A 20223-nucleotide genomic window follows, 5' to 3' on the forward strand; every position below is an offset into this window, starting at 1 on the left:
AGGTTGCCCAATCTTCTGGCAATTCTTTTTTAGTTCCTTTAATGTAATTTCCATTTTTGTCGTTTGCCATCAGTCAGGACCTCGCTTTCCAACTACTTTAGAACAAATGTTTGTATAACCATTGTACAAAATTTCCTGCAAAAATTTCAATAGGCACGACTTTGTTGCTCTGAAGCAAGAAAAAATTAAGACCGCCCTATCCATCCCCCACCTACCTTTGGTTAAAGGAAGAGGAATTTCGGGCAACTTGTTAAAGTAAAAACTAGGGATAGTCACATATGTGAATTCTCTATTATAGCCGGGATTATGCTGACCATTTTTCGTGTGATCTTCTTTAATTTCACGGAAGACTTCTTCCGCTGGGTGTAGGCACACAGGATAACTTTAGTGAGCATTTTAGGTTGGCAGCGGTCGCCCGATTACACCGCTAAGGGTAATTCAATAAATCAGCAACGTTCCTTTCGATGGAGCGTCACTCACAATACCTACTGAAATTTGCTCGAAAAAAGGGCTCTTTCTCAAAATCAGTGCTAGACTTTCCGTTTGCTTCACTGTACCGGGGACGATTTCGATCTAACTTCGCCTGATGCTCACCGGGTTTGGGGAATTACGCCTTACAGTAGCCGATTCGGGGTTGCGGACCAGTCCTTCGGCGAATTAGAGGGGAAAATGCCCGCTAATACCGACCGAAACGCCTTTATTTGAGATGAAAGGGAAAATACCCCTCTAATCTTAGCCATGCCGCCCCTACGAGGTAAATCCTCAAAATTAGCGGGCGAAATCCCTTCTAATTACCCAAACGGGGTGCCGGGCACAGAAATAGAGGGGGAAAATCCCTCTATTAGGATATAACGGCTTTCTGTCCTTCCCGTCACCTGTCAAGCACGGATTTTGGTGCTGAGCCAAAAAAAGAGCTGTCTCACTAGCCATTTGTATGGCTTTTGGGACACCTCCGTTTTTCCATTTATACAATACCAACGCCCCGAGCCTGCTGAGCAGCCCGGGCGGCTCGAAGTCTGCTGTTATCATGCGGGATGCATAGAGGGGTTCCGTACAGCGGGTCGGGGATAATTTCACATTTGAGGCGAAAAACCTTTTCAATTAACTGCACGTTCACCACTTCACCAGGAAACCCCTGCGCTTCAATCTTACCGTCCCGGATCGCAACGATATGATCGGCATAACGGCAGGCAAGATTGATATCATGAAGCACCATGACGATGGTCCGTTGATCGCGGTCGTTCATTTCATAGAGCAAGTCTAGCACTTCGATTTGATGCGTCAAATCCAAGTACGTGGTCGGCTCATCCAGCAGGATAATCGGTGTCTCCTGCGCCAAGGTCATGGCGATCCATGCCCGCTGCCGCTGGCCACCAGATAGCGAATCGACAGTCCGCTCCGAGAGTTCACTCATACCGGTCGATTCTAATGCATTTTTCACGATAGCCTCATCTTCACGAGACCACTGCTTAAGCCAGGTTTGATAGGGGTAGCGGCCTTGTTTGACCAACTGAAGTACCGTTAATCCTTCAGGGGCAGTTGGGCCCTGTGGAAGAATAGCGAGCTTGCGCGCAACTTCCTTTGTGGACATGGCGGCTATATGATCTCCATCTAATAATACTGAACCGTGCTGAGGCTTTAAGAGCCTCGCCATAGAGCGAAGCAGTGTCGATTTACCGCATCCGTTGCTGCCAATGAATACGGTGATTTTTCCTTTCGGAATGGACAGATTTAAATTCTCGAAGATGTAATGGTCTCCGTAGGATAATCCGAGCCCTTTGGCTTCCAACGTACTCATAGCAGTATTCCTCCTGTCTAATAGCGATTTCGGTTACGGTACAGCAGATACATGAAGAACGGTGCGCCAATCGCCGCCGTTAATACACCAGCGGGTACGTCACGCGGTAAGAAGGCCGTACGGGCTACCAGATCTGCCACCAGCAAAATTAACGCTCCAAGCAACGCGCTGACCGGAAGCACACTGCCAAAGGATGATCCCACAAGCTTACGAGCCATATGCGGTGCCATTAATCCTATAAAGGCAATGGCCCCGCCTATCGCAACGGCAGACCCGGCTAGGGCCACACTTAGAACGATTAATATCAAACGATGCTTCTGTACATGGGCACCAGCACTGTTTGCCACATCATCACCAAGCATCTGAATATTGACATTGCGGGCCTGAATCCAAGTGAGCGGCAGTAAAATCAGCACCCAAGGCAGCAATGTGAGCACATCCTTGTCCCACGAAATACCGTAGATGCTTCCACTCATAAAAATTAAGGAACGATCCGCCAGCTGCATAGGACCCGAGATAATTAACATATAGGAAACGGACTTAATAGCAGCCGATAAACCTATCCCAATTAGAACTAGCCGCAGCGGTTCAACCCCTTGCTTCCAGGACAAGACGTACAACAACGCAGTAACGGTGAGCGCTCCACCAATAGAAGCCAGCGGCATCCAATGAATCGACACCGTACCACCCGCCAGGAAAATAAAAAGAACGGCACCCAGTGAAGCCCCCTCTGTAACTCCTGTTACATCCGGTGAAGCCAAAGGGTTGCGAATAACTCCCTGTAAAATGGCCCCAGCTACTGCCAATGAAGCACCAATTAACGTCGCAATCATAATTCGCGGCAAACGAAGTTTCTCTACAATAACCTGATCCATGGGCTCTCCACGACCAAACAGTACCTTTATTACATCAAAGGGCGAGATAAATTGGCTGCCGACGCCTGTGCTGATGATCATAACAGCGATACAAAGCACACCTAACAGAAGAGTAATCCAAACCGCTTTTTTCTCTATTAAAATAGTAATCTTGGAATTGGCTGATCGAAGTGATTTGTATTTGCCCATTACGTTCGTCTGCCTTTCCTAGCAATATATACAAAGAATGGTACGCCAATAATCGCGGTCATAACCCCAACAGGAACTTCCTTCGGCATGGCAATGTATCGGGACCCCAAATCGGCCCCCACCAGCAACAATGCACCAAACACAGCGCTATATGGCAGTATCCAACGGTAATCAGTACCCACCAGATAACGAACGATATGTGGAATGATGATGCCGACAAAAGCGATTGGACCTGCTACCGCTACCGAGGCGCCTGCAAGCAGAATAACTGCGACCGCAGCGAGCAATTTAATATGTGCAGTGCTTTGACCGAGTCCCTGTGCAACATCGTCACCCATGGCAAGCACATTTAGATGCCGTGAGAGCAGCAAAGCGATGAGCATGCCCGCACCCATATAAGGCCAGACGGTTACCAGTTGATCCATGCCCCTTCCAGCAACAGAACCGACCAGCCACACAAGCACCTGATCAAACATTTTGCCGTCGGTTAACATTAGCCCCTGAGTAAGCGAGGCAAAAAAAGCAGTCATCGACGCTCCCGTCAATGTGATCTTAATTGGAGTCATGCCGCCTCTACCTATGCTTCCCATAAAAAAGACAATACCACCGCTAACAGCCGCACCAATCAGCGCTACCCAAGTAAAGGCCTGCAACCCTGATATCCCCAGCCACGCTGACGACATAATGATGAAAAAAGTAGCTCCCGAGTTCACTCCGAGCGTACTTGGGGAGGCAATCGGGTTACGTGTCATAATCTGCATGACTGCCCCGGCAACAGCTAAGCAGGCCCCGACAGAAGCAGCGATAAGTGCTCTTGGAACACGTGTAGTGCGAATGATCAAATGTTCGGTACTGCTATTATAGTGGGTGAATGATTCCCATACGGTTCTAAAGGGAACATCCGTAACCCCGAAAATGATACTGCATACAATAACGGCTGCAAGCGCAGCTATCGAAATCATTAGAAAAATAGTTCTCATAGTATCCACTTTCTTTAAAATAAACTTAAATTTTGAGTCAAGATATGCTCTCGTAGAATTTTAGAGTAGACACGTGTTATTGTCAATGATTCTGATAATCATTCTCATATTTTTATTGACATAATAACTTTATACCTTTAAAATTTGAAATTACGAGTGATAATGATTCTCAAGTACAGATCGCCACACCAATCTTAGGGGGAAAAAATGATGACAGCAAGATGGAAACAAACAAAACGTACACGTACTACCTGGGTGAGTATACTGGCACTAATTCTAGTCGTGGTGCTATCCGGATGCGGGAATAATGCAGCATCGAACAATACCAGTCAGGCTAACTCCGCAACAACCGATAATTCGGCCGCAGCTGCAGACAGTGTCGATCAGATGCGTACGGTTAAGCACGCTATGGGCGAGACAGAAATTACAGGAACACCGCTAAAGGTTGTTGTACTGACAAACGAAGGTACGGAAGCAGTGTTATCCCTTGGCATAAAACCTGTTGGTGCCGTTAGATCTTGGACGGGCAGCCCCTGGTATGATCACATCAAGGCTGAAATGGAAGGCGTTACTGAGGTTGGTGAAGAGAGTCAACCTAACCTTGAGCTGATTGCCGGTCTGCAGCCGGATCTCATTATCGGTAATAAAATGCGCCAGGAAAAAGTCTACGAGCAATTGAAAGCCATTGCCCCAACCGTTATGGCAGAGGATCTGCGCGGACAATGGCAAAACAACTTCAAGCTTTATGCGGAAGCACTGGGCAAAACCACTGAGGGCGAAGCACTGATGGCTGCATATGACACTCGGATTGAAGATTTCAAATCAAAAGCCGGTGACAAGCTGAAAGAGACGGTATCCGTCATTCGTTTTATGGATGGCAAAACACGCGTCTACCATACAAACACATTTTCAGGAATTATTTTTGAGCAAATTGGCTTTGCCCGTACGGATATGACTAAGAATGCAAAAGACACCTTCGTTGACGAAATTACAAAAGAGCGCCTGCCGGAAGCGGACGCTGACCGTATATTCTACTTCACGTATGAGACCGGTGACGGAAAAGCGAACCAAACAGAGCAAGAGTGGACCAACGATCCGCTATGGAAAAACCTGAGCGCTGTAAAAAATGGTCAGGCCTATAAAGTCAGTGATGCCATTTGGAATACTGCCGGCGGTATCAAGGCTGCGAACCTGATGCTTGATGAATTGTATAAGCTTTACGAAATTAAATAATCAACAATTAGAGCCTGCCGTCTCCATGGTAAGGCTCTTCTTATTTTCAACCCTCAGATTTCCTTAATATAGGGTCCTTTGGTAGAATGGGATAAGCCGCCCAGATCAAATCCATCGGCGCAGAACTCATCAGCTTCAAAAAGGAAGAAAATGGCGTTGAGTATATTTGGAATGGAGATACCCAGTATTGGACAGGCCATTCTCCGGTGCTGTTCCCTATTGTATGTGCAGTTAATAACGGAGAGATCAAGGTAGACGGCAAATCCTATCCATTAAAAAATCACGGTTTTGTAAGACATAATGAATTCGAGTTAGTTGAAGCGAGTGAATCACGGGCGGTATACCGTCATACTTATAATGAAACTACATTAGAAATATACCCTTTCAAGTTTGATCTATATATTACATACACGCTCGAAGGCAATAAACTGGAGATTGACTATCGGGTGGATAATATCGATGAACAGGAAATCTTCTTCCAACTGGGTACACACCCTGCCTTTAACTGTCCACTGGATGAGGGCGGCCATATTCAGGATTACTATCTGGAGTTCGAACAGAAGGAAACGCTTGAGCGGCTGTTCATGAATAAATCCAATCAGCTGATTAGTGGAAAGTCAGAGGTTGTTTTAGAAAATGAGCACATCCTGCCTTTATCCCATGAAATGTTCGAAGAGGGCGCATTGGTATTCCGTAACGTAAACTCTCACAGGGTTGCCTTAAAAAGCAAAGAATCCACCAAAAGTGTAGTTCTGTCCTATGAAAACTTTCCCTATATGGGTGTGTGGCAGCCAAAAAATGCTCCCTTCGTATGTGTAGAGCCTTGGCACGGTATCGCGGACGCAGATAATTTCACAGGCGAACTCAAGGATAAGGAAATGATCATCTCCCTGAATCCGGGAGAGAGGTTCAAAAGTTCGTTAACCATCGAGGTTAACTAACATTATGGCCCCTGACGGGAAGCAGCATATTTACAGTAAAAAGGCCTACCGGCAGCGGTAGGCTTTTTTATCGCCGTTTTATTTGGTTTGCAATAATTCAATTTCTTCAATGGTTCCTAGGGAAGCTATCGCTCCCTTACGGGTTACTGCAAGAGCACCTGCGGCATTGGCAAAAGATATCGCTGACTTCATGTCCTCTTCAGTCCATTCCGTAATCGGCCGTCCTGCTTCCAGTATTTTATAGATAAACGCACCCATAAATCCGTCGCCCGCTCCCGTTGTATCCACTGCAGTTACTCGATATGAGCTTACAATACCCGACAAGGTCTGTGAGTGGAAATAGGTTCCTTCAGCATCCAGTGTAACAAGCAAGAGCTTAATGGGGAACCGTTCCAGCAGCACGGCTGCCCCCGCTTCCAATGTGTTGCAGTCCGTCAGGAAAAACAGTTCCTCCTGTGAAACCTTGATAACATCAGCTAACATCAATCCATCTTCCATTGCTTTTCTGGCGTGACAGTCATCCATCCACAGTGCTGGCCTCCAGTTGGGGTCGTAGGTGATAATCGCTCCCTGATTTTTAGCCATCAAAACCGCCTGGATCGTAGCCGTATAGGCTGGTTCAGACGTCATGGAGATCGAACCGAAGTGAAAGATCCGTGTTCCACTTAGAAGTTCGTGATCGACTTCTTCGAAGGAGAGAGTTTCATCCGCTCCAGGCTGGCGGCAAAAGTGAAACGATCTTTCGCCCTGAGCATCTAGATGTACGAATGCCATGGTAGTATGCGCCTGGTCCGTAAAGACCAGACCTTTATCGTCTATTCCTTCAACTATAAGCGTATCACGCAAGTAAAGTCCGAAGGGATCATCCCCCACTTTACCGATAAAAGCTGTTTTTTTACCGAGACGCGACAGGGCAGCCAACACATTGACTGGCGCTCCCCCAGCATTGCGCTCAAACATGGGATTTCCAGCAGGAGACATGTCTCCCGGCATGAAATCAATCAGAAACTCACCGAGCGCAACCACATCATATACCATATTCTATGACTCCAATCTTGTTGAAATAAGTTAGCCTGTCACCAATCAGATGGTTAACCTTTTACCCCTGACATAGTGATTCCCTGGATGTAATAACGCTGTAGAAATAAGAACAGGATCAGAATCGGAACGGTTGATATGGTGCTTGCCGCCAGAATCTTCGACCAGTCCGTTCCTTCCACCGATGAGAAGGCGGCAATGGCTACCTGAATCATCTGCTTCTTGTCATCATTAATGACTATGAGCGGCCATAAATAGGAGTCCCAGTTGCCTAGAAAAGTCATCAGACCGAGCGTAATCATCGGAGGTACGGCAGCGGGCAGTACAATGTTGGCAAAAGTGCGTGGCATAGACGCTCCATCAATTTTGGCCGCTTCCAGAATCTCATCTGGGATTTCCGCGAAAAACTGTCGGAGCAGGAAAATGCCGAAGACAGACAGCATTGAAGGAATAATCAACGCCTTGTAAGAATTGAGCCAGTCGAAATAATGCATTAGCAAATAGTTAGGAACAAGTGTCACCTCACCCGGAATAATCATGGCTGACATGAATAGGGCAAAGATGACCGCCTTCCCCCGAAAACGGAGCTTAGCGAAAGCAAAAGCCGACATAGAGTTAATCAGTAGTACCAGCACCGTAACGAGCGAAGCTACCATCAGCGTATTGACGATATAGCGGAGAAACGGGTTACGCTCGTTAAAGATAACATCCTTGAAATTTTGCAGCGTTGGATGTACAGGAACGAACAAATGAATATTGAAACTGTTCGCGTATTTGAATAATTCCTCGTAAGGACGCATGGCGCCAGAAATCATCCATATGATCGGTATAATGGAAATGACAGCTAATATGATCATCGCCGTATATTTTAGAAAGCTTGCAAATCGATTCATGTCAGACCCTCCTAGTAATCCTCATTTCTAAACAGCCTCATCTGTACAAGAGAGATGGCCAGCACAATGGCGAAAAGAATAAATGCCGCAGCCGTTCCGTATCCCATTTGCATTTGCTGGAAAGCCATTTTGTAGATATAGTACACTGCAGTTTCAGTAGATCCGTTAGGCCCGCCTCCGGTAAGTACAAATATAAGCCCGGAGATTTTGATGGCATCAATCGTAGTAATGATAACTACAAATGCCATAGTCCGTTTAAGCAGCGGTAGTGTAATGAGGAAGAATTGCTGTATTTTGCTGGCTCCGTCTACTCTGGACGCTTCATATAAATCCTGCGGAATGTTGTTCAACCCCGCCAGAAAAATAATCATAAAAAAACCGACGGCTTTCCACATCCCGAGCATAATGACCCCGTTCATCGCTGTATCCGGATTCGACAGAAAATTGGTTGTCGGCAGATGAATCAATTCAAGGAAGTTATTCAAAAGCCCATATTCTTTATTGTAGATCAGCTTGAATACCGTCGCCGCCACCGCTGTCGAAATGACAACAGGGATGAAATACAGCGTGCGGAATAGACCGGTCATGACAACCTTTTTTTGAATCAACAGCGCCATGCCGAGGGAAATACAGGTCTGAATCGGAATGACAATAATTGCAAAATAGAAGGAATGCTTAAGGCTGTTCAGGAAATCCATATCGGTCAACAACGACTTGTAATTGTCCAGGCCAACAAAGCTTTTCGTGGAGCCCACCAGGTTATAATTCTGAAAGCTGATTATAAACGCCTGCAGCATCGGGTAGAACACAAAAATAAGTAGTAAAGCGAGAGAAGGAAGTACAAACCACCAGGCAGTCATTTCCTCACTTTTTTGAAAACGAAACGGTTTTCTTTCACGGGCAGTCTTCGTCGTCGGTTTCGTTGCCGTTACTGTACTTGCCATATTTATCTCATCTCCAATTCATCTGCTGCGCCAGCGGGGTATTCCTTATTCTCAGGAGCACTCCGCTGCCCAAGCGGACTTAGTTGCCTGTGGTTACGGCTTATACACGAATACATTCATAATGGTAAACACTTTGCCATCCGGAGTAAGGGCCTTAACCTCGGCCTCTCCTTCTTTGAAGCCCTTGATGATGCCGGTTGTTCCTCCGTCACTCTCTACCTTCGCGATGGTCTCATCACTCGATTCCCAGACCAGCTTCTGCGAAGCCGTGAGCGGCAGCACCGCTGCCAAAGCCTTTGCGCTTCCGCCGACCGGAACGTCGACACTGTCTTTGTTCAGAAGCACCCGCAGCGGTACCGTTCCATCCGGAGCCTCATCCCGCCAAACCGTTCTCATGGGATGAAAAGCTGCACCGTCCAGTATTACGCTGCCTTTAGATAGATACAACTCTATTTCACTGCTGGTGGCATCCGGGAATATAATACTGGAGAGCACCATCGTTCCGTCCCCGGAGAACACTTCCAGCGTGGATTCATCCACATAGAAGCGCAGTTTGATTTTACCGTCTACAGCCTTTAGGGCCGCGTCAATCCGCTCCGCAAAACCCGGTTCAAACGAACTGATGCCCGATTTAGTACGGTCAACTGTTAAGGTTGAAGAGGCGGTATCGTAAGAGACTACCGTTTCTTGATCCCCCCCTTTTCTCACCTTAAAACCGAATGCAGCATCTTCTCCCACGGTAAATTCCGTATTCAGTTCATAAGAAGTACCATTTAGCGACGAAAGGGGATTGACGCCTTCAATCAGCTTCTGTGTTTCCAGCTCTATCGCCTTGCCTCGAAGAATGTCCAGTTCCTTGACCGGTTCCTGCGCCAACCGCAGCCCTTCACCGGGGACATCTTTGAGTGTCAGTACGCGCGGTACCGACATATTGCCTTTCCATGGATCGGTCGGCATATTAAAGGGATAACGCCAGTTGGACATCCAACCTACATAGATCCGGCGTCCGTCTTTCTCTGGAATATCCGAGTAAGAAACGGCAGCGTAGAAATCTCTGCCATAATCGCTCCAGAGTACCTTGGATGGGTCATTCTCATTCTTGAAGGTCCTTCCATCAAAGGATCCGATGAAATATTGCGCCGTGGAGCCTTTCGTCGCTGTGTTGTTGCCGATACTTACGGCGAGCACCCACTTTTTGTCCGATGTCCCTTCAACCGGTAGTTCGAATAGGTCCGGGCACTCCCATACTGCGGCATGCGAGCCTTGACCTTGGCCGAATTCGCCGGTCATCTCCCATGTCTTCAGATCAGGTGAAGTATAGAATCTGACTTGTTGGTCTACCGAGACGACCATTACCCATGATTTGGAGGGCTCATGCCACAACACCTTCGGATCTCTGAAATCCTTGAGAGCAGGATTCGGAATCACAGGGTTACCCTCATACTTAGTCCATGTCCGTCCTTTATCGGAACTGTAAGCGATACTCTGCGACTGCGTCCCCCCTTTGAAATGGGTGAATATCGCAACCAACCCGGGTTTTCCGTCAAAAAATCCGCTCGTATCATTCCAATCCACCACGGCGCTGCCCGACCAGATCTCTCCTAGCGAATCGCGCATAAGCGCTACGGGCAAATGCTGCCAATGTATCAGGTCCGTGCTGACCGCATGTCCCCATTGGCCGCTGTTCTGATAAAACTGGTGATACTCGCCTTCAAAATACACCATGCCGTTCGGATCGCTCATATTTCCCGTTTCAGGTGACAGGTGATACTGCGGCCGGTAAAGCTCCGTATAATATTGAGGGTCGGCATTGAATTGAAAGGGCTCAGTCGCAGATTTGGGCTGCTCCCCTTTTCCGCAACCGGGCAGGAGAAGAAGCAATAATACCAGGCTAACAAGCTTTCTTTGATAAGTGACCATGACGTCCTCCTATATCCGGTTTAGACTCCAAATCTTCAGTGACTGCAATATTACCGCTCCACCCTCCGGCTTTATTTGCAGACCCCCTGACATTACGGCTGGATATATACGGCTGGTAAATACAACATCCCCGTCATTGACAAACACTTCTATGGAACACCGGTCAACGAAGACGTGCAGCTTCAGGAGTTCACCGGAGGATGCAGGCAGAAGGGCTTCGCTGCTCTGGACTTCTCCACGGCCGGACCGATTGCAATCCAGAATCAGCCTACTCTCCTTAGGAATATAAGTGATAACCGTTGCCTCGCTCCCGTCTTCCGACGCCAGCAGGGTAATATCCAGCTGGTGTGCTGTGCTATCCGCACAATTAAACTCGGCAATCCATTCAAACCCTTGACCGTCTTTCGTCTTCCAGGAAGTGGTCTGTCCGCCCTCTAACAGCATGTGGGACACGGATTCTCCATTCCCCCGCAGCTTCTCAAGCTCGGGAACCGGCACCTGTGCCAATGTTCCGTCCGGCTTCAGCAGCAGCTCCCGGGGCAGAGTCATCGCACCATACCAACCGCGCGATTCATTGACCATCGACGAACCCCAGCGGTCCATCCAGGCAATCAGGATTCTTCTGCCCTGGTCATCCATGAGTGTCTGTGCAGCATAGAAATCCGGTCCGTAATCCAGCTTAGCCGCAACCTGCGGGGTGAATTGGCCGGCGGCATAATCCATTTCTCCGGTCATATACAGGTTTTTTACACCCTCCATATTCATGGGTGACAAGATCAAGGCATGTCCATCACCCAGCGGGAACAGATCTGGACATTCCCACATATCACCTTGGGTTCCGTCACTTTCGGCAGCGACCCCCATGTATTCCCACTTTTCCAGATCTTCTGATCGGTACAGCAGTGCTTTACCCTTGCCCGCTTTCCCGGAGCCGATAATCATATAGAAGGTTTCATCGTGACACCACACTTTCGGATCACGGAAGCCGATATTCTCTTCATCCGGCGAACTGTGAATTACCGGGTTAGGATGTTTGCGGAAAACAATGCCGTCTGTACTGCTGGCCGCACACTGCACCTCCATAGGCTGTCTTCCGTCAACATGTCCTGTATAAAACAGGGTCAGCTCACCTTCATGTTCTACGGCGCTGCCTGACCAGCAACCGTAACCGCCCGTTTCGCCCAGCTCGTACGGCTCCGTCGGAGCCAGAGCAATCGGAAGGTGGCGCCAGTGCACAAGGTCTTTGCTAACGGCATGCCCCCAATGCATGGGTCCCCATTTGTCACTGTAAGGATGATGCTGATAAAACAGATGATATTCCCCTTTGAAATGCACGAGTCCGTTCGGGTCGTTCATCCATCCGGCCGGCGGCATAACATGATATTGAAGTCTATATTCGTCACGTTCCGCCTTATCGGACGCGGCTGAAACCGCCTCGTCAGCAAGCAGAATTTGCTTCATATGCTCCTGTGCCTGTTCTGAAATGTTCATGTTGTATGCTCCTATCCATTGGTTTCTTGAGTTAATTGTAGCTGAACGATAATCAAAAAAATTTCAATATCATTGGGTTTTGACTTGCAATTTCTTGATAGGACCTCCGGAAAACCCGCATAAAAGCAAAGAAGCCATTCCCAAAGCAATGAACGCTCTGCCTAGGAATGGCCTCTACTAATTTTCAAAGGAGTCAGCGAAATTCAATCGCCATTATCGATTCTTTAACAAATAATCCTCTCGGTATTCCTTCGGACTTTTACCGTTGTTTTTTTTGAAGCATGTGCTGAAATAGCTGGAGGTGGAGTATCCGACAAGCATCGCAATATCGGTCAGTTTCAGTTCATTTTCTTTAAGCAGCTGCTCTGCCTTCGTAATTCTAAGGTTGGTAACATACTCGCTGAAGGTAGTCCCTACATACTGCTTAAACAGACCCGACAAATACGTTTCATTTAAATGGAACATGTCCGCCAGAGAGGAGAGGGTTAGCTCATAGCAGAAGTTATCCTCAACATATTTACGAACCGCCTCCATCATATGTTGTCCGTTTGAAAAGCGCGTCTTCTTGACCTCGTCCATAACCAGCCTGGAGAGCTCGTATACTTGACCCATAACTTCATCCCGAGATTTGTAATCCGAAATGGTCATTTGGCAGTTCCATAAATACTTTTGCAGCGAGGAGCCGCCGATTTCGAACTTTTTGGCTACCGAGCTGAACAGAAGCAGCAGCCGCAGGGCGAGAAAGGTAAAGGCGAACACCGGTGTTTCGCTTTCCGTGGAAAAGATGGTCTGAATCTGCTGTCGGAAAGCGTTCATATCCAGGTTCTCAATAGCCTGAACCAGCCTTCGTTCAGCCTCCGGAGTAAAAGCATGCGTAAGCTCCAAAACACCGTTTAGTCCGTTTCCGCCCTGCTTATGAACTGTACTTTGGCTCCAGGATAATATACAAGAGGCGTAACCGTTCTTCAGTCGATGGAGTCCCTCTACTTCCTCCCCGACTCCCACTACGCTTTCAAGTTTTAAATAATCGCCGATATTTCGCTTAAGCTCCGCAATAAATATCTCGGTATGGTTATGTTTCTGTACGCCCTCCTTATTTACAATAAGGAAATACATAATGGAAGAATGAGCGATATCCAGGAAGGGATATATCCCTTCCCACTTAGAAGCCGTCTCCCGGCACAGCATCTGGAAAGCCAGATTCAGCAAATCCCGGCGCTCCTGGGGATCGCTCATTCTGCCTGGCGGAATTCTCATTTCAACCGCCGCAAATTGAGCGTGTAAACTGTCAACGGCAAGCGAGGTCAACTTCAGCTGCTGCAGCCGTTCCTTGACGGCGGGCAGGCTGTACCATTCCTCTTTGACCAACTGCAGCAAGTAGTGCTCCTGCAGCAAGCGCAGCTGCTCATTCTTTTGAATAAGCTCCAGTTGCAGGACTTGAATATTCTCTTGCTCCGCACGGATGTCGTCCGCAAGTCTGCCGAGCATCTCGGTCAAATCGCCGCGGGCTACAGGCTTCAGGAGATAGTCCTTCACACCAAGTTGAATGGCCGACTTTAAATACTCAAAATCCGAGTACCCCGAAAGCACTACCACCCGTAAGTCGGGATAATGCTTCTTGCAAATGTTGATGAATTCAATGCCGTTCATTTGCGGCATGCGAATATCGGAGATGACTACATGCGGCAGCGGACCCTCCTCCAGCAGCTTAAGTGCTTCGATTCCACTGGAAGCCTCCGAGACAATCTCGAACCCCAATTCTCCCCAATTAATTTTAGCCTTAATGCTGTTACGGACACCCTTTTCATCATCTACAAGCATAATCTGGTACATAACCTCAACTCCTTATCAGCGGCAACTTCAGCGTAATAGCCGTGCCTGCGCCTTCTTCCGATTCCAGCACCACTTCAAACAGGTCGCCATAGTACAAACGGCAGCGGGAAAGAACATTCCGTAGACCGATACTATTTCCCTTGTCACTTAAAATTCCGACACCACTTTTCAGCTCGGTATCGGCAAGAACGCTCTGGATCAGCTCTTGCGGCATGCCAATTCCGTTATCCTGAACCGTTAAGAAAAGACACTCCCCCCGCAGGCTGGAAGAAAGAAAAATCTTGGCGGCGCCTCCTTTTTCCAAACTATACTTCACTGCATTTTCTACAAGCGGCTGTAATATGAATTTGGTGATCTGAAGAGAATCGGCTGCGGGGTCTTGAGAAATATCGACTATAAGATTGTCCTCGTGGCGCAGCTTGAGAATGAATAAATAATCACGGATATATCCCAATTCCTCGCTGACCCTAACGAGATCGGTGTCCAGTTTGAGCGAATATCTCATCATTTTGGCCAACGCTTCCGTTGCATCCATCACCAGATCTTCCCTCTTCATCGCCGCCAGACCACTTATTATTTCAAGCGTATTATTATAAAAGTGAGGGTTGATCTGTAGCAGAAGCGCCTTGTATTCGGCATTTTTCCGTCGCAGATTCGTTTCAAATTCAGTTTCGATCAAATATTTCAATCGGTGGGTCATCTGTTCGAAGACACTCGCTACGTAATCTACCTCACTATGACTGGCTTTGACTTTGGTTTTCGGCATGTCCTTCAAGGCTAGATCGAACCGTCCGTATTTGACTTGTCTCATCGCCCTTGCCATAGCGCTGAGCGGTTTTGTGATCCCGGTAGACAGCCACAGTGCGACGCTAATGACAATTATCAGGAGCACAAAGCTGGCATACAACAGGGTTTCCTTGGTTTGGGTAATGGTAGCGTACAATTCGGCTTTGGGAACTTCTCCGAGGATTATCCAGTTTTGAACCGGAAGCTTGCGGTAGAACAGCAGGTATTCCTTATCCTTTTGCCGAAGCGGAAATATCCCGCTGGTTTGACCGCCAAGATTCGCCTTTACATAAGCAATTCCCTCACTCAGCACCTTTTCATTTCCCTCAAGGTTCTGATTCAACACGCTAAGCCCGCCCTCAGTCAGTAAGAAGGCTTTCCCACTTTCCCCGAACCTGATCTTATCTATGTCATCGCGCAGTAAATTGGTTGGATAATTAATCTTGATGAGTCCGACATTGCTTAAGGACTGAAGCTGGACAAGCGGAATAACAAGACTGTTTACATCAACCACCCGCATGCTGTCGTCGCTTTGATCCGAATCCCTATGCGCCTGTGTCCACCGAACATTAGAATCCCTGTATTGCTTGTACCAGCTACTATCTAGATAGCCTCGGTCCTGTGTCCAGATCCCCCCGCTCTCAGACCTGAAGGTAGAAATTGAGAGGATATTGGAATTATTAACTGCATAGGATGAGAAAAATCCGCGCAGTTGCGTCTTAGCATAATAAAGCTCCCCGGGCGAACTCTCGTCGTTCAAGCCGGTCGTAATCCAGTCCTGTGTAATCCGGCTGCTGAGCACCTGCTTTCCGGTATCCTCTATTTGCGTCAGCAGCGTCCCGGCATGCGATGCGAATTGATCAATCGTTTGTAATGTAGATGTCTCTATGGATGATTGAATCAGCATCTCTGATTCCTTACTCAGAATAAACACCACCGCGGTAAAAGGAACAATCAGCAGTATCGAGAATACCAGCATTAACCGGCTGCGCAGTGAGTAGAACATAGAACCTTAGCCCCTCCTAAACCTTAATCCAGTTCCTATTGGAAAGTTATAATCCAGTATAGTAGTTAATTTCTCGGAAGGGAATGACTAATAAAAATCAGATTCTGCATAAGAATCAAAAAAAATCCAGAAGGAGACGGCCGGTTACCCGGACGTCTCCTTCTATAAAACATAGATATTATTTCTGTGGCAGACTTTCGTAAGCCTTATCAATTTTATTGATTGCGTCGGATACGGCAGCATCGATGTTCCGTTTACTGATCGTTACTTCTTCAATCATTTTGTTGACTGCTTCGGACATTTGCGGGAAGATCGGCGTAATTGGACGCGGTCTGCCGAATTTTTGATTTTGAACAACAAAGATATTTTTAGGATATTCGTTCAATTCCGGGAATTCCTTAGCTACGGAGTAGCGGGCAGGAATATCCTTGGTGATGGAGCTATAAGTCTTTGACCCTTCGGCCCCTGTTACCCAATTAACGAACTGCCAGGCCGCTTCCGCATTCTTGCTCTTGGACGATATAGCCAGTGACCAGCTTCCGTTTGCCACAGCCTGCTGTACACCCTTAGGCAGCGGAGCAATATCATAATCTACGCCCAGCTTGAAATTCGGAAACTTCTCGGCATAGTGACCAAGTGACCACGAGCCGTCAATAGTAATAGCCAGTTGGCTGTTAGGGAACGGATCAGGTGGATATTCCAAAGAGGACACCTTATCTTTGTTATAAAGATCGGAAAAGAATTGGAGCGCCTTTTTGGTTTCCGGCTTATCCAGATAGCCCTTGGATGTCGTTCCGTCCGGGCTCATGATCTCGCCGCCGAACTGCCAGATTATCGGATATTTGAAGTATGCTGTTCCCCCTGCATTGCCAAATCCCTGAGCAGGGTCGATACCGTAGACTCCGTTATCCGGATCATTCACTTTTTTGGCGGCGTCAAGCACCTGATCCCATGTCCAAGGCTCCTCCGGATTTTTGGAAGGAAGGGCGATACCTTTAGCTTCAAACAACTTTTTGTTGTAGAACATCGCGATTGAAGATTCCGTCAACGGGGCCATGTAAATCTCATTTTGGTAAGTATACGTTGCAATAGTTGATTCAGGAATGTCCTCCAGGTTTCCGTCCTTCTTAAAGAAGGCGGTTAACGGCTGCAGTGCACCAGCCTGAGCATATGAGGCCATGTTAGGACCGTCGATTGCCATAATATCCGGCGGATTGCCCGAAGCAATAGATGTTCTAAGTTTCGTATCATAATCGGCATATGGAATCGGGCTCATTTCTACCTTAATGTTAGGATGACTCTCGTTAAAGGAAGCCACTAATTTATCGTAGGCCGAGTTCTCGGCATCGTTACCGGAATTTCTCCAGAACGTCAGTGAGACCTTCTCGTCTTTTGGTGCGGGCGGGTTAGCTTCGGACTCTGTATCCCCTCCCTTATTTCCACATCCGGCAAGCATGCCGGCAATTAACATTACGCTTAAGGCAACTTTTCTTTTACTTTTCAATATTGCCCTCCCCTTTCTTGTTTTGGATGCCCTTACATCTGTATAATATCAAACGATTTTTCTTATTAAATTCATTATCCTCTGCTTTGTACTTTTAAAATATTCGGCAATCTACTAGGTTCCCTGGGTCTAATTTTACATCTACTAAAACAAAAAGAGAAACCCAGGGTCATTTAAATGACAGGGTTTCTCGACAAGCTAGACACCTTGGTTGGTGCCTTTCTTTTTTATCAATAAAAGCCAAGAACACTCCTACCTCTATAGGTTGGGGATGAATCGGCGGTTTAAGAAACCGAACATATGTGCTAATATATCCATATAACCCTTTTGAAAGGAGGTGTGTGGCATGCTGGCATCGGATCCAGATTTTGGTACACAAAAACGTGTCCATAAAGCCTATAAGTACCGAATATATCCGACAAAGGAACAACAGCAACTCATCCATCAGATGTTTGGCTGTTGCCGTTTTGTGTTCAATCATTTCTTGGGACTATGGAACAATACCTATGCGACAACAGGCAAAGGCTTATCCTACAACACCTGTGCCACACAACTTCCTGCTCTCAAAGGGCAGTTTGATTGGCTCAAAACGGTGGATAGTATCGCCTTGCAATCCGCCGTTCGACACGTGGCAGATAGCTTTGATCGGTTCTTTAAAAAACAGAATCAGGCTCCACGAAACAGACCAACGGCAACATTGCAATTAAAGAAAACAAACTTAAGCTCCCGAAGCTAGGTTGGGTTCGGTTTGCCAACTCCAGAGCCATAGAGGGACGCATCCTTTCTGCCACCGTGCGACGAAATGCGGCGGGTAAGTATTTTGCATCCATTGTCTGTGAAGTTGACATACATCCCCTGCCGCGTAACAACAAGGCGATTGGCATAGACCTTGGACTCAAGGAGTTTGCGGTCTGCTCCGATGGATTACGAGTGGCCAACCCAAAGTGGTATCGCCACTACGAGAAGAAGTTAGCCTTCTGGCAACGCCGCATGGCTCGTCGCAGGAAAGGTGGCTCCAATTGGTTAAAAGCCAAGCAGAAGGTTGCCCAAATCCACGAGAAGATTGCGAACGGTCGCCAGGATTTTTTGCACCAACTCACGACCAGGCTGATCCGTGAAAACCAAACGATCAGCATTGAAAATCTTCGAGTAGCCAATATGCTCAAAAATCATAAGCTGGCGAAATCTATTGCCGATGCGTCCTGGAGCGAGTTCGAACGCCAAATTACATACAAGGCGAGTTGGTACGGGCGGACGGTTAAGATTGCGGACACCTTCGCACCCACCAGCCAAACGTGTCATGAGTGCGGCTACATCAACCAAGAAGTGAAAAACCTTTCGGTGCGGCAGTGGACCTGTCCATGTTGTGATGCACTTCATGATCGGGATGAGAATGCTGCACACAACATCAAACAAATGTCTAAATAACAGGATTCACTCAACTGTGGGAACCACAGGGATCGCTTGGGATTCGATTTTCCATGTTGGGAAATAGAATTATCATAACTCTGCTTCATTGGAAGCAACTACCCAAGAATCCTCCACCTCTACAGGTGGCGGGAGTGTTCAAGATATTTACGATAATCAAGCTTAGCGGACTTCTCTCATCTTTTTATCCAGCATATCAAAGGCTTCGCGTATCTTCTCTTTAGGCACTCCTGCATACCGGTCCCCGATACTCACCTCATAATAACAGGACGATGTCCCCTCGATTTCTCTCAACACCTGTGCCAAACCAATCCCCGTGGACTCGTATATGGCTATCAAAATAGGGGCAAGCTTCTCTTTCGGCATTTCAAAATGAACATGGAACATATTCGATACCGGTTCTACAGGCAAGGTGGATACCGCCTCACACTGATTAAAGAAACCAGCAAGCTCCTTGGCCTCTTTATAGTACTGCCCCATTTTATGTACTCTCTGTTTGAAATAGTAATCAGCAGCAGTTATATAAGGATACAAGCTGATTAAATCTCCGCCATGCCGCCTTTTCCAAATCTTTGATTCCTGTGTGAAATCTTCGCTGCCCGCAAGAATAGCCCCTGCAATCCCGCCGATCCCTTTATAAAAGGATACATACACGCTATCAAACAGCGCACAGATTTCCGCAGCGGTCTTCTCATAATAGGGCAGAACTTCAAAGAGCCGCGCACCGTCCAAATGCAGCATGATCCCTTGTTCACGGCAATAAGCCGAGATCGCTTCAAGTTCTGTGTATTCAGGCAGTTGTCCACCAATCTCACGCTGAGGTAATTCGAGCAATAAACAAGCAATATCTTTATCCATGTTCATGACGTCCTCTAAATAAATCAGGCGATTCTTATCGGCAAGTAAAACAGGTTCGAGATGATGCAGTTCTTTCAAGCCATCCTGTTCATGGATTTCCAAATGGCATAAGGGGTGGTAAGCGACCTTTTTGAGGCCTTTTCGATCACACCATATTCTTAAAGCAATCTGCTGTGCCATTGTTCCGCTAGGAAAAAATACAGCACTTTCTTTACCCAAAAACTCAGCCATTTCCCCTTGGAATCCCTCAATCAGCTCCCCCGCACCATATATATCACTATCCATATTTTCATCCGCATCCTCAAAAGCTTCCTTTAATACTTGAATGTTTCTTTTTCCATGACCCGATAATGGATAGGTAGTTCGATTAAATGCCTCAACCAGCAATTGATATTCGTTCATTCAGCCTATTGCCCCTCTCCTAATACCCATGTTTATACCTATAAAAAGTATATCATAATCCACAATATGGAGATTAGAGGTTCACCTTAACGTTATTATTCCGA

14 protein-coding genes and 1 pseudogene are annotated in these 20223 nt (G+C 47.1%); 3 read left to right on the top strand and 12 right to left on the bottom strand.

Annotated features, from left to right (window positions below; all coding sequences use genetic code 11):
* Positions 1-964: 964 nt before the first annotated feature.
* From J2T20_RS14615 to J2T20_RS14625, 3 genes are read right to left on the bottom strand one after another with little or no spacing between them, the layout of a single operon-like run.
* Complete coding sequence (locus J2T20_RS14615; protein WP_307589514.1) at positions 965-1798, bottom strand: ABC transporter ATP-binding protein; 834 nt, start codon at positions 1796-1798, stop codon at positions 965-967.
* Positions 1799-1815: 17 nt separating this feature from the next.
* A complete protein-coding gene (locus tag J2T20_RS14620; protein WP_307589516.1) occupies positions 1816-2862 on the bottom strand; it encodes a FecCD family ABC transporter permease in 1047 nt (348 codons plus the stop codon).
* Positions 2862-3842, bottom strand: coding sequence for a FecCD family ABC transporter permease (locus J2T20_RS14625; protein ID WP_307589518.1), 981 nt, complete (start codon positions 3840-3842; stop codon positions 2862-2864). The genes J2T20_RS14620 and J2T20_RS14625 overlap by 1 nt, the downstream gene beginning before the upstream one ends.
* A 207-nt stretch (positions 3843-4049) precedes the next feature.
* Here J2T20_RS14625 and J2T20_RS14630 point away from each other — a divergent pair, with 207 nt between their 5' ends.
* The gene (locus J2T20_RS14630; protein ID WP_373457805.1) at positions 4050-5075 is read left to right on the top strand and encodes an ABC transporter substrate-binding protein; all 1026 of its coding nucleotides are present in this window, start codon (positions 4050-4052) and stop codon (positions 5073-5075) included.
* A gap of 104 nt (positions 5076-5179) precedes the next feature.
* Positions 5180-6016, top strand: a complete 837-nt coding sequence (locus tag J2T20_RS14635) for an aldose 1-epimerase family protein (protein WP_307589684.1) — start codon at positions 5180-5182, stop codon at positions 6014-6016.
* Between the two features lie 78 nt (positions 6017-6094).
* Here the strand turns inward: J2T20_RS14635 and J2T20_RS14640 are convergent, their stop codons facing one another.
* The 8 genes from J2T20_RS14640 to J2T20_RS14675 all read right to left on the bottom strand — a co-directional run bounded on the left by J2T20_RS14640 (position 6095) and on the right by J2T20_RS14675 (position 17431).
* Entirely contained in the window at positions 6095-7054 is a 960-nt protein-coding gene (locus J2T20_RS14640; protein WP_307589520.1) for a carbohydrate kinase family protein, read from the bottom strand.
* A 53-nt stretch (positions 7055-7107) separates the two neighbouring features.
* Positions 7108-7947 carry a carbohydrate ABC transporter permease gene (locus J2T20_RS14645; RefSeq protein WP_307589521.1) on the bottom strand — a complete coding sequence of 280 codons (840 nt, stop codon included), beginning with the start codon at positions 7945-7947 and terminating at the stop codon, positions 7108-7110.
* Between the two features lie 11 nt (positions 7948-7958).
* Complete coding sequence (locus J2T20_RS14650) at positions 7959-8891, bottom strand: carbohydrate ABC transporter permease (RefSeq protein ID WP_307589523.1); 933 nt, start codon at positions 8889-8891, stop codon at positions 7959-7961.
* A 93-nt stretch (positions 8892-8984) separates the two neighbouring features.
* Complete coding sequence (locus J2T20_RS14655; protein ID WP_307589525.1) at positions 8985-10811, bottom strand: GH32 C-terminal domain-containing protein; 1827 nt, start codon at positions 10809-10811, stop codon at positions 8985-8987.
* 9 nt (positions 10812-10820) lie between these two features.
* Positions 10821-12302: a glycoside hydrolase family 32 protein gene (locus J2T20_RS14660; protein ID WP_307589527.1), complete on the bottom strand. Its 1482-nt coding sequence runs from the start codon at positions 12300-12302 to the stop codon at positions 10821-10823.
* A gap of 213 nt (positions 12303-12515) precedes the next feature.
* Complete coding sequence (locus J2T20_RS14665; RefSeq protein ID WP_307589529.1) at positions 12516-14135, bottom strand: response regulator transcription factor; 1620 nt, start codon at positions 14133-14135, stop codon at positions 12516-12518.
* A 4-nt stretch (positions 14136-14139) separates the two neighbouring features.
* A complete protein-coding gene (locus J2T20_RS14670; RefSeq protein WP_307589531.1) occupies positions 14140-15927 on the bottom strand; it encodes a cache domain-containing sensor histidine kinase in 1788 nt (595 codons plus the stop codon).
* Between the two features lie 178 nt (positions 15928-16105).
* Positions 16106-17431 (bottom strand): sugar ABC transporter substrate-binding protein, encoded by a 1326-nt coding sequence (locus J2T20_RS14675; RefSeq protein ID WP_307589533.1) that lies wholly within the window; start codon positions 17429-17431, stop codon positions 16106-16108.
* Between the two features lie 346 nt (positions 17432-17777).
* On the opposite strand from J2T20_RS14675, the pseudogene tnpB reads away from it, so the two are divergent.
* Positions 17778-18859, top strand: a pseudogene (gene tnpB, locus J2T20_RS14680) (IS200/IS605 family element RNA-guided endonuclease TnpB).
* Between the two features lie 162 nt (positions 18860-19021).
* Here tnpB and J2T20_RS14685 read toward each other — a convergent pair.
* Positions 19022-20119, bottom strand: a complete 1098-nt coding sequence (locus J2T20_RS14685; RefSeq protein ID WP_307589535.1) for a threonine aldolase family protein — start codon at positions 20117-20119, stop codon at positions 19022-19024.
* Between the last annotated feature and the right edge of the window lie 104 nt (positions 20120-20223).

Source organism: Paenibacillus wynnii (genome assembly GCF_030812855.1).
In the GTDB taxonomy this organism is placed as follows: Bacteria; Bacillota; Bacilli; order Paenibacillales; family Paenibacillaceae; genus Paenibacillus_AQ; species Paenibacillus_AQ wynnii_A.

Bases quoted from the DNA above. Each gene is read 5' to 3' on its own strand.
- J2T20_RS14650 (WP_307589523.1), bottom strand. From the start codon at position 8,891: ATGGCAAGTACAGTAACGGCAACGAAACCGACGACGAAGACTGCCCGT.
- J2T20_RS14630 (WP_373457805.1), top strand. From the start codon at position 4,050: ATGATGACAGCAAGATGGAAACAAACAAAACGTACACGTACTACCTGG.
- J2T20_RS14670 (WP_307589531.1), bottom strand. From the start codon at position 15,927: ATGTTCTACTCACTGCGCAGCCGGTTAATGCTGGTATTCTCGATACTG.
- J2T20_RS14645 (WP_307589521.1), bottom strand. From the start codon at position 7,947: ATGAATCGATTTGCAAGCTTTCTAAAATATACGGCGATGATCATATTA.
- J2T20_RS14655 (WP_307589525.1), bottom strand. From the start codon at position 10,811: ATGGTCACTTATCAAAGAAAGCTTGTTAGCCTGGTATTATTGCTTCTT.
- J2T20_RS14620 (WP_307589516.1), bottom strand. From the start codon at position 2,862: ATGGGCAAATACAAATCACTTCGATCAGCCAATTCCAAGATTACTATT.
- J2T20_RS14665 (WP_307589529.1), bottom strand. From the start codon at position 14,135: ATGTACCAGATTATGCTTGTAGATGATGAAAAGGGTGTCCGTAACAGC.
- J2T20_RS14685 (WP_307589535.1), bottom strand. From the start codon at position 20,119: ATGAACGAATATCAATTGCTGGTTGAGGCATTTAATCGAACTACCTAT.
- J2T20_RS14640 (WP_307589520.1), bottom strand. From the start codon at position 7,054: ATGGTATATGATGTGGTTGCGCTCGGTGAGTTTCTGATTGATTTCATG.
- J2T20_RS14625 (WP_307589518.1), bottom strand. From the start codon at position 3,842: ATGAGAACTATTTTTCTAATGATTTCGATAGCTGCGCTTGCAGCCGTT.
- J2T20_RS14660 (WP_307589527.1), bottom strand. From the start codon at position 12,302: ATGAACATTTCAGAACAGGCACAGGAGCATATGAAGCAAATTCTGCTT.
- J2T20_RS14615 (WP_307589514.1), bottom strand. From the start codon at position 1,798: ATGAGTACGTTGGAAGCCAAAGGGCTCGGATTATCCTACGGAGACCAT.